The organism is Myxococcus sp. CA039A, assembly GCF_013336645.1.
Lineage (GTDB): Bacteria > Myxococcota > Myxococcia > Myxococcales > Myxococcaceae > Myxococcus > Myxococcus llanfairpwllgwyngyllgogerychwyrndrobwllllantysiliogogogochensis.
Genome location: NZ_JABUMQ010000363.1, coordinates 1 through 10,457, shown reverse-complemented (window position 1 = coordinate 10,457; position 10,457 = coordinate 1). Strand labels below are relative to the sequence as shown.

General features: G+C 61.2%; 6 protein-coding genes and 1 pseudogene. 3 read left to right on the top strand and 4 right to left on the bottom strand.

Translation table 11 applies throughout. The annotated features are described in order from the left end of the window. Positions 1–526 precede the first annotated feature (526 nt). From HR086_RS39785 to istA, 3 genes are all read right to left on the bottom strand, one after another. Positions 527–3,604 (bottom strand): reverse transcriptase domain-containing protein, encoded by a 3,078-nt coding sequence (locus tag HR086_RS39785; RefSeq protein ID WP_174468220.1) that lies wholly within the window; start codon positions 3,602–3,604, stop codon positions 527–529. Between the two features lie 590 nt (positions 3,605–4,194). Next, on the bottom strand, positions 4,195–4,956 hold the full coding sequence (gene istB, locus HR086_RS39780; protein WP_174468219.1) for an IS21-like element helper ATPase IstB: 762 nt from the start codon (positions 4,954–4,956) through the stop codon (positions 4,195–4,197). A 177-nt stretch (positions 4,957–5,133) separates the two neighbouring features. Further along, a complete protein-coding gene (istA, locus tag HR086_RS39775; RefSeq protein WP_174468218.1) occupies positions 5,134–6,672 on the bottom strand; it encodes an IS21 family transposase in 1,539 nt (512 codons plus the stop codon). Between istA and HR086_RS49855 the strand changes: the two genes are divergently transcribed. Beyond that, positions 6,572–7,186, top strand: coding sequence for a transposase (locus tag HR086_RS49855; protein ID WP_373564410.1), 615 nt, complete (start codon positions 6,572–6,574; stop codon positions 7,184–7,186). The genes istA and HR086_RS49855 overlap by 101 nt on opposite strands. On the opposite strand, the pseudogene HR086_RS49850 reads toward HR086_RS49855, so the two are convergent. Then, positions 7,095–8,683: pseudogene (locus HR086_RS49850) on the bottom strand (IS3 family transposase). The gene HR086_RS49855 and the pseudogene HR086_RS49850 sit on opposite strands and share 92 nt — an antisense overlap. A gap of 331 nt (positions 8,684–9,014) precedes the next feature. Between HR086_RS49850 and HR086_RS39755 the strand changes: the two are divergent. Together HR086_RS39755 and HR086_RS39750 are read left to right on the top strand one after the other, a co-directional pair. Then, positions 9,015–10,031: a hypothetical protein gene (locus HR086_RS39755; protein WP_174468214.1), complete on the top strand. Its 1,017-nt coding sequence runs from the start codon at positions 9,015–9,017 to the stop codon at positions 10,029–10,031. 75 nt (positions 10,032–10,106) lie between these two features. Beyond that, positions 10,107–10,364 (top strand): helix-turn-helix domain-containing protein, encoded by a 258-nt coding sequence (locus HR086_RS39750; protein ID WP_174468213.1) that lies wholly within the window; start codon positions 10,107–10,109, stop codon positions 10,362–10,364. Positions 10,365–10,457: the final 93 nt, after the last annotated feature.

The window sequence follows — 10,457 nt, the reverse complement described above, 5'->3', positions numbered from 1 at the left end:
GCCAGTGTCGAGGCATTCACCGCGCTCGGTCCCACCATCCGCTTCACCATCTGCGCCTTGAATGCGTCTGTGTACGGCACTTCAACCGCCTGCACTCGCCCCCTTCGGGTGGTCAGCTCGGCATCTCCGCCGAGGCGACTTCTTCCCTGACACAGGGGGGTCGTGGTGCTGGCAATCGCGGTCCACATTGGCATCGATACTCAGCGTCGTGACCGGCATGCACCCCGGCACCCAGGACAACTGGATGGCCCGGCTCACGCGTCGCGCGCTCTGACGGCGAAGCAGGGGGCCTTCGTTCGGGAGTATCTTGTGCCCTCCATGAATCAGGCGCGGTGGGGCCTGTGCCCGGTTGCGTCAAAGCCGCAGACAACGCGAAAGCGCCCACCCGGGGCGGGGGCAACCCCTGTCCACGCCCGTGGCCTAATACGACTTGGTCACATCCGTGAGGGCAGGTCACCACTCTAGCCTGCATCACTAGACAGCACTGGTTTGCCCACAAGAAACATAACCAAACGCACTGCGGAAACTACTGTCCCGTGATTAAGGGTAGAGCTGGCTTGAGCGGCTCCTCATGCGCTTCTTTCTTTGATGGGTGCGGGACGTCCTTATTGTCGATCCATTCCATCCCGGGTGGCATAGGTTTCCATGCAGGTAGCCTTTCATCATTCTCGATTCGGCGGTCATAGTCGACGGGATCCTTCCGGTATAGCCGCAATAAATCGATGGGGAGTTCTGCGACCACAGTCTCGTTTTCACCTCGAGAGATGAGGCGAGAGGCTTCTCGCCGCCACGGTTCAGCGTATGGGCCGCGAGCACGGCAATCCGAAAATATCCCATTGTTTGCCACGCCAACAAAACAATGTAGCTCCAGTGCCGAAGAGTGAACTAGATGCTCGAAGCTTGCCGTGTCTTGGTTCCAGGCCGGCACGAGCAATAGATCTATGCGTCCCAGTAGTTCTGACCTGGTATCTACTTCGAGCAATTCGCTACAGATTAGTGGCAAGAATCGCCCGTGTTCACAGTCTAACACGGTAAATCGGCGCTCCCTGGAGCGTGTTGAGAAGCTGAACCCCGCTTTCTTAAGGTCGATCGCCTCGTGATGCGCCGGACGACGCTTGGTCCATATCCATCCCGCCGCAGACATGAATGGTCGAGGCAGAAACGCAACTGCCTCATTAAACACCAAGCCATCGACAACATCGTACTCAATTCCGGTCACAACAGAGAGGCTTGGCTCGCTCTTGCCTATATGGTGAAAAACTTCTCGCTGCCACTGTCGAGGCAATGCAAGCTCAGGCAAGACCAGCAAGGTAGAGACTCCTCGCTGTTTTGCTCGACCCGCTGCGTCAATTGCTTGATTAAGGACGCGCGACAGGCGTCGTTGTCTCTCAATGCTCAAGGTGGGAACTGAGAGGGAGTTCTTCCCCCACTGTTCGTCGGTGCATAGGTTTCCGAGAACAAGCTGCGATCGGCGTGGTGGCGAAAAAGGAGACATATTAGCAATCGCGACCACTCTACCATTGTCGGTCTCCTGCATTACGGGCGCGAAATATCTTGTTCCTCGAACGGCGTTAATCACATGGATCAGATCGAAGAGTGGTTGCTCTGCCCGAAGCCAGCGCATGACTATGTCGACATATCGCGGAGGCCGAGCGAGTAGCAGTAATTCGATTTCACTCAATCCTCGATAGACTGGATCGCTCGCCGTCTTGCAGACATTTATAAATTCTCTGAGCCGCATGACGCGTTCCGATCCGGAAGGGAATGCGGCGATTTCTGACTCAAGGGGCCTCGTAGCGTCCTCCGGGCGCTGCTCAAGCGCGGAACCAACATAATGGTCAGTTTCTCGATCAACAGCTCTCAGGTCCGAGCTCGACAGCAATTGAGCCCAAAGAAGAAGCGACCCGCGGGATATCGACTCCTTGCCGAAATCAAGCCCGTTTTCCAGCGCGCCGACGCCATTGTAGTTGAAGTCGAGCTTGCTGAATGGGGCTGCGCTACACATGGTCTCTATGAGCAGATTTCTGATCCATGTTTGTAGGTTCTTCTTGGCGCGGGCTGCAGTGAGCTTGCGACCGCTCCATCTTAGATTGAGAGAGCGCTCGCGAGGGCCTCTCAAGCTGTTGATTCGAATCAACAAGGATTCAAGCACTTCATTGGCCGTTTCGGCATCACCGGCTATCAGCGCTGCAGCAAAGATGCGGGTCGACTGGTCTAGCAGGTCTACCCATCGCGACCAATCAGTAGATAGCCTACCAACTCTGCCAAGATGGGATCGAGAAAACTTTCTGGATTCTTCGCGAGAAAGCATTGCTGCTGCCGTCACAACCTTCTCGCAAATCGCCCCCACGGCGAACTTTCGAATACTCAAAGCGTCTGCTTCACGGAGAGCGCGAATTGGCTCGGTTCCCGGCGAGGCCGACACAACATGTTGCAGCTGTTCGCTTCGTGGATCCAGGAAGCGTCGGCGCTCACTCGATACATGTTCCAGTTCGTTTTCGACAGCCCCAAGGTATTCAAGTCCTTGCGTCCCTCGAAGCTCGAATATTCGCAGCTTCGCGGCTTGGATTTGAAATAGAGAGCCGCTTCTTCTGACGACGTTATCGCTCAGGGTGTGGTGAGTGCCGCTGGGGTTGGCGGAAGCCAATGGGAGCAGGCTTGATATTTGTTCTGCCTGTGTCTTGGCTGTGGCCTTCCCCGGCAGTTGCACAATCAGGATGTCGTCCACGTACCGCCCGTAATGTGCAATGTCGGGTCTTTCGGCTATGGACTTGTCGAGGTTACAAAGGGCGAGGTTAGAGATGAGTCGGGCAGTTAGTGCCCCAATGGGAATCCCTATCTCTGGCACTACTCCGATTGTCTTTCCGACGAGCGCCCGAAAGCGAGCGAATGCGTCGAGGAGTCCACGAGTGGCGTTGAGGTAGTCTTGGGGGATAAAGAGGATCTTTTGCGCAAGTGCGGCTTGCCTGACTTCAGCCACAAACGAGTCTTCAATCAGGAAACTGGGATCGATATGATCGTAGTAACTTGCCAGATCGAGGGCGGCAAGAATGCACCGTCCCCCTTCTTGCTTCAAAAGTTTACGTGCTTCGGTAAGAGCGGTCTGTCGAAAGGATCGATATGCTGGAACCCAGTATTTATAGATCCTGCGTCCTGCTGTATGGATTTGAGCCGGGCTTCCAGTTACTTCTAGGCGATTTGCGAGACACGTTGGTGTTAATAGCGCATCAAGTGCCGGACCGAAGGCTCGAAGCCACAAGACCTCACTAATGGCGAACTCAGGACTGGGTTCGAGTAGAACCCGAACATCCATCGAGCTTATAGAGTGGTCGTCCACTTGCTCAGGAATGGAAACGAGCGAGGTTCCATTTGCGGCACTGCGCTTCCGATTTACTGACTTGGGTCTAAGCCACACCCAGCCCACATCGAGCGAGCGAAAGATTCGGTCGGGGGTGAGACCGCGTTCGACGAGTGAACTTAGGTTCTTTGCCAAGTTTTGTTCAAACCGAGCAAGATTCAGGCGGCCAGTGCATCGCCGGTCCGCCGCTAGCTCGAACTTTGCCAACCGATAGGACCAGAGCAGGTGATCTTGAGGAATAGACACGCTTACATCCGGAAGTGACGGGCTGTAGTGCAACTGAGCCGTAAGTTGGTGTGCTGATAGACGTTCGACTACGTTCTTTCGTCCGGAATCTGGTTCTCCTGCCGCGCTCGACGCTCCTGGATTAATGGAAGATCCATTCTAGGCAAAGCCAGAAGGACCCCGTTCATGAAAGATGGAAAGCCCTTCGGCTGAGCTAGGCGACTCTCTTTGAAAGAAACTTGATGGGAGGGGTGGATGCCTATCACTTAGATAGGTGCTGCATCCCATTGACGGTGTGTCCTGGGGTGCTAGGTACCCATGCGCCGGATAGCCTTGCCGCGATTCATTTGAAGCCTCACCATGTGCGTCAACGTAAGACCGAGTACCCACTACTCAGGAACTATGGTTCAGCATATGGGCAAGATGAAAGCCATGTTGAGGGTGCGGCTGGAGTGGAGGCGCCGACCCCCTGTGTTAGGGAAGAAGTCGCCTCGGCTGAGGTGCCGAGCTAACCTGCGTATTCCGGTCATGGTGAGCACTCGTTCCGGCTCAAGCCGAGCAGCGATTCCGGCTGATGGCGAGCGGTCGGAGTGTCAGTGACGCTGGGTGATTCATCCCTTGGCCTGCTTCCGACCCTTCGTCAAATTTGTCTCCACGTACCGGATGGACTCTCCGCCCAGCTTGATACGATGGGCGTTGTGGACCAGGCGGTCGAGGATTGCGTCGGCGAGCGTCGCGTCGCCGATGACGGCGTGCCAGTCCTTCGGCTCAAGCTGGGATGTCACGACGGTGCTCGAAAGTCGGTAGCGGTCCTCGAGGACTTCGAGCAGCTCCTTGCGCTCTGGAGCGCCGAGCGGCTCAAGGCCGAAGTCGTCGAGGATGAGCACCTGAGCCTTGGCCAGGCGCTTGAGCAGGTGCGAGTAGGTTCCATCGGCGCGCGCCTGGGCGAGCTCATCGAAGAGACGTGAGGCCCGTCGGTACACCACCGAGTAGCCATCCCGGCACGCCTTCTGTCCCAGAGCGCATGCGAGGAAGGACTTGCCGACGCCCGTGGGCCCGGTGAGGAGCACATTCTGCTTGTCTGCCGCCCACTTCGAGGTGGACAGCTCCATCACCTGCGTCTTGGCGAGCCCACGTGCGTGCCCGTAGTCGATGTCTTCCAAGGCAGCGGCCTGTCGCAGGCGCGCGGCGCTCAGCCGAGAGGAGAGCTTCTTGTTCTCTCGGTGCATCCACTCCGCGTCGGCCAAGAGGCCCACCAGGTCGGCTGGGCTGACGTCTCGCTCCCCTGGCCTCGCCAACCAGTCGCGCAGGTACGAGGCCATCCCGTGCAGCTTCATCCCGTTGAGTTTCTCCAGCGTCTGTTCCACCAGCATTGGGTTTGTTCCTCATGTCGGTCATGTGGGGGCTTGCCCGCGCGCGCTTCTTGGCGCGCGGGCCCCTTCCGGGTGCGGGGGACCGAGGCCTCGCACCAGACGGGAAGTGTCCGCGCATGGAAGAGGCTCCACCGCGGTAGGTGGCGGCGGTGCTCCTCTCCGCGTGCGCGAGGTAGCTCAGTGGTAGTAGTGGGGGCCGCGCACGTTCTCATGGGCGGGCAGGGGCGGCTTCTCCTCGTGCTCCTCCCGCACGTCCTCCAGGTGGTGCTGGAGGATGGCGGCCACGGACTTGTAGCTGTAGGCCCGGTGGCGCACGGCCCTGGCGCACGCCTTCTCCAGCCGCGCCTCGCCGTACTTGTCCTTCAATCGCATGACACCCAAGGCCCCTCGGAAGCCCTGCTCCGGATGGGGTCTTCGCTCCATGAGGCCTTGCACCAACGCGGCCGTGGAGGGGCCCGTCTTCTCCGCCCACGTCAGCAGCCGCTCGGGCGTCCACTCCGCGTGGGCCCGGTGGCTGGCGGGCAGTTGCTCCTTCAGCGTGGTGTAGCCCTTGGAGTGCTTGCGCACGTGGCTGGCTACCCGACGCCCCCCGAGGAACACCTCGACGCTCCTCTCCGTGTAGCGGGCCTCCACCTGCTTGTGCGCCAGCGAGTACGGCACGCTGTACAGGTGCCCCTCCACCTCGACATGGTAGTCCGGGTGGACTCGCGCCTTCTTCCAGAAGGCCAGCTCGTAGGCGTGTAGCGGCAGGGCCTTCAGCACGGGCTTCTCGAGCTCCTCGTACAACTGGCGACGCGAGCGCCCCACATGCCTCATCGGGCGGTTATTCAGCTTCTCGAGCAACGGCCGGACGGCCTCGCGCACCTCCTGCAGGCCACCGAAGCGGTGGTTTCGCAGGACGGCCAGAATCCACCGCTCCGCCACCAGCACCGCTGCCTCTACCTTCGCCTTGTCTCGCGGGCGGCGAGGACGTGCTGGCAGAATGGCGAAGCCGTAGTGACGGGCCAGGTCCGCATACGTGGGGTTCTCTTCCGGCTCGTAGCGGTGCGCGTGCGTGACTCCGGACTTCAGGTTGTCCGGCACCACCAACTCCGGGACTCCGCCAAAGAAGGCCATGGCGCGCACGTGGCAGCCCACCCAGGTGGCCAGGTCTTCGGAATAGACGGGCTCGACGTACGTGTAGCTGCTGGCCCCCAACGTGGCGACGAAGAGCTTCGCGACTCGCACCTCTGCGCTGTCGCCGTCCACCACTTCGACTCCATCCCCACTGAAGTCCACGAAGAGCTTCTCGCCCGCCCGGTGCTCCTGTCTCATGGTGACGCAGAGGACGGACTGCCAGCGCCCATACCGCTCGCAGAACTGGCTGTACTGGTACCCACCCGGGTTGGCCGCCAGATACTCCTCCCACAACAGCAGCTTCGTAACCCCCTTGCGCTTGAGCTCTCGATGCACCTGCGCCCAGTCCGGCTCTGGCCGGTGCGCAATCGCCTTGCCCTCGTCTGGGAAGAACAGCGCGGTGAGCGCCCCGTCGTCGTCCAGCTCCGGCGGCAGCGGCCAACCTCCCACCCCTGCTACCCGCGCTCGCCCCAGGTACTCGCACACCGTCCCATTCCCGATGCCCAGACTCGTGGCGATGTTCCTCGTCGACAGCTTCGACGCGAACCGCAATCGCAACACCTCTCTCAACTTGCGCACCGCCAGCCTCTCTTGGGCCATCTCCACCTCCTCGAAGGAGATGGAGGCGAGACCCTGCTGCCCAGTGCCGTCAACACTCCGTGGGCCGCCTCCGCCCGTGCTCACCATGCCCGGAACGGGTGCTCACCATGCCCGGAAAGGGTGCTCACCTTGCCCGGAACGGGTGCTCACCTTGGACCGGAATCGGTGCTCACCTTGGACCGGAATCGGTGCTCACCATGGTCCGGTACACGCACTAACCACCCGATGGGGGCGAGCGCAGGCGGTTGAAGTGCCGTACACAGACGCATTCAAGGCGCAGATGGTGAAGCGGATGATGGGCCCGAGCGCGGTGAATGCCTCGACACTGGCCCGGCAGGTAGGAGTGTCCCAACCGACGTTGTCGCAGTGGTTGCGAGCGGCGAATAGCGGTGAGCGTCAAGGTAGATGTCGCGTGAGAGGGGTCAGCCGATGCGCTTCATCTCCTGCACGGCCGGGGAGAGGTTCGGAAAGGGGCCGAGACGGACGGGGCCTGCTGGCGTCCAGTTGCGCGTGACGCGGCTCCAGCGCTCGGGGTGACGGGCTCGGGCGCGCTGGTACACCTGGTGGCGTCGAGTCAGCAGCATGGCCTCGCGACCGAAGTGCCTGTCGTCAGGCGTGACGAAGCGGATGGCGGAGTGTCGGTGCTCGGTGTTCTACCAATCCACGAAGCGCGTCACCCATTCGTGCGCGACCTCGGTGGACGCAAAGGGCCGCCGGGGGAAGCTGGGGCGGTACTTCAGCGTGCGGAAGAGGGCCTCGGAGAAGGCATTGTCGTCCGAGACGCGGGGCCGGCTGAAGGACGGCGTGACGCCCAGCCATTGCAAGGTGGCCAGCAGCGTGGCGCCCTTCATCGGGCCGCCGTTGTCCGAATGCAGCACCAGCCCCTCGGGGCAGCCCGCCTCCTGCCAAGAGCGGCGGATGAGGACCGAGGCGTGCTCGGACGACTCCTCCTCATGCACCGCGAAGCCCATGATTCGCCGGCTGAAGACGTCCACCACCAGGTACAGGTAGAGGAAGGCGCCCTTCACCGGGCCCTTCAGGTAGGTGATATCCCAACTCCAGACCTGGTTCGGCCCGGTGGCGGTGTGCTCGGCCCGGGGCCTGGGCGTGGGGGACTTGGCATGGCCACGGTGGGCCAGTTGCCCCGCTTCGCGCAGCACCCGGTAGAAACTCGCTTCGCTGGCCACGTACTCGCCCTGGTCCGCCAGCCTGGGGACAATCTGCTTGGGCGAGGCGTCCCGGAACTCCTCGCTGTTGGCCACCGCCAGGATTCGGCGCCGCTCCACCTCCGACAGCCGGTTGGCCGGACGGGTATGCGGTCCGCACCGCCGGTCCTCCGCCGTGGCGGGCTTCCTCCAGCGTTGAATCGTGCGCGGGGCCACCCCGAGCCGCTCGCAGATGGCATCCAGGCACACGCCCTTCGCCAGGGCCTCGTCGACGTGGGCGAGCGTCATTTCTCGCTCTTCTCGTCCGCTGCGTCGTCCTCGTCGGCCAGGTGCCTCTCGTCCCACCCCATCGCCTGAAGTTTTTTTTCGAGCACCAACAGCGCCGCCGCCTCCGCCAGCGCCTTCTCCTTGCGGTGCAGCTCCCGCTCGAGCTCCTTCACCCGCTTCTCGGCGGCGGCCAGCCGCTTGCGCTCCTTGGCCGGCAGCGGCTCGCTCGCCGTGCCTGAGAGCGCCCCCGCGGCCGCCTGCTGCCACTCCCGCAGCTGCGCTTCATGCAGCCCCTCTCCACGCAGCAACGCCCCCAACTCCTCGCCTTTGAGTTCCTGGGCCGCTGCCAGCACGCGCAGCTTCTCCTCGGGCGTCCACTTCTTGGGCCCAGGGGCCGGGGCGGGCTTCTTCTCGTCGGACGGGAGCGTCATGGCCGCTACCCTATTCGCCGCGCGCAACCACTGCGACAGCGTCGGCTGGGACACTCCCACCTGCCGGGCCAGTGTCGAGGCATTCACCGCGCTCGGGCCCATCATCCGCTTCACCATCTGCGCCTTGAATGCGTCTGTGTACGGCACTTCAACCGCCTGCACTCGCCCCCTTCGGGTGGTCAGCTCGGCACCTCTGCCGAGGCGACTTCTTCCCTGACACAGGGGGCCCGTACGTCAGGCCCTCCTCCTGGAAAGCCCTGACGAGGGTCTGCCGCAGCTTCTCCGGCGTGGGGAGTCCGTCATTCATCCCCATGCAGATCAGCCCCTTCCGATCACCTCAACTGCGTCCCGGGTTACCTTCGAGAGCATAGCGCCCCTCAGTTGCAGTTCGATCTCGGCTGGCGGTACCCTGCCTTACGCGGCGCTTAGTGCCTAGCCTTGATGGCCACCAATTCGAAGCCGCATTCTTGGGGGGCAAATGAAGCTATTAAGCTGCGCAGCCATCGTTGGAATCTTTTTAGCTACAGCGAGCATTGCAACTCCTCTGTCCGAGGTAAATGTCACACCACGTCGCATGCTGGCATCGGGCGCCATCCAGGTAACTGTAAGTGGCGCGCATTCGGCCTCTGTCGAGTCGCCGCCGCGGCTCTACATCCGACCAGCCATAGCCCCACGTCCCGAATGGGCTGAGTTCCCAGCCTCGCATATTCGCATCACCTCCTTCACGCTGAACCAACTCTCAATCGAGGCCTTACTCCCGAATGGCCTGGAGGACGATCGCGAGTATGAGCTGGAGCTGCGGGTGGCAGATCGTACGACCTCGCTGCCGTCGATCAAGGTCGTTTCCGGTTTAATATCATTCGGCTTCGCAGCAATTCCAATTGGCTTTCTGTTCCTCATGGCAGGCTTGGTTGGACGCCTAAAGACAGGCCAATTCAACCCCTTCATTTTTATTGAGACTCACAACGGAACTGCACGCTACTACAGCCTCTCCAAGCTCCAGGCTTTTATCTGGGTAATGATTATCGGGTGTGTGTTTGCATATGTATTCTTAGTTCGAAAAGAAATGCTCGTACTCAACGAAGGCATCACTATTCTACTGGGCATTTCTGGCGCGTCCGTAGTGGCTGCAACGAGCATCAATGAATCGAAACGAAAGCAGAGACGCGAAGCGGAGGGTAGCCGAGCCCCTCAGCTTATCGACATCTTCAATGAAGATGATGCTCCAAGCCTACTCAAGCTTCAGATGCTGTTTTGGACCGTAGCAGTGGCAGCAATGGTCCTGAGTAATGCGATCCGAACCCTTACTCTGCCTGAGATCAGTCCCCAACTACTCTTGTTGATGGGCATCAGCCACGGGACCTACGTTGCTGGCAAGCTAGGGCCATCTCATAACGATACTCAGTCCTCCACCAAGCCCGAAGTAGCATTGCAGCCTGCGGCAGCTACGGGCGCGCCACAATCAGATGCATCTACGGGCACTGCACCGCGCTGATACGCCAGACCACACGGAGCGCGCGCTAACCCGGGACGCAGTTGAGGTGATCGGAAGGGGCTGATCTGCATGGGGATGAATGACGGACTCCCCACGCCGGAGAAGCTGCGGCAGACCCTCGTCCGGGCTTTCCAGGAGAAGGGCTTGACGTACGGGCAGATTGCCCGCCTGCTGGGCATTGGCGAGGCCACCGTCAGCCGGGGCCGCTGCTGCATCGGGAGACCGGAAGCGTACGGCATGTACGAGGTTGGCACCGGCACGAGGGACTCCCCAGGCATTGTGGTGTTGCGGCTCAAGACAGCCCACAGGCCCAGGCTCCTGCCACTCACCTGATGGGAGCGCGGCCTGGGCAGGCGTGTACCCCAAGGGGGCTCAAGCACCCTGTCCACCAGCCGGGAGCTTCGCTCGGGCGGCCCCGTCCGCGGC

Bases quoted from the DNA above. Each gene is read 5' to 3' on its own strand.
- HR086_RS39755 (WP_174468214.1), top strand. From the start codon at position 9,015: ATGAAGCTATTAAGCTGCGCAGCCATCGTTGGAATCTTTTTAGCTACA.
- istB (WP_174468219.1), bottom strand. From the start codon at position 4,956: ATGCTGGTGGAACAGACGCTGGAGAAACTCAACGGGATGAAGCTGCAC.
- HR086_RS39750 (WP_174468213.1), top strand. From the start codon at position 10,107: ATGAATGACGGACTCCCCACGCCGGAGAAGCTGCGGCAGACCCTCGTC.
- HR086_RS49855 (WP_373564410.1), top strand. From the start codon at position 6,572: ATGCCCAGACTCGTGGCGATGTTCCTCGTCGACAGCTTCGACGCGAAC.
- istA (WP_174468218.1), bottom strand. From the start codon at position 6,672: ATGGCCCAAGAGAGGCTGGCGGTGCGCAAGTTGAGAGAGGTGTTGCGA.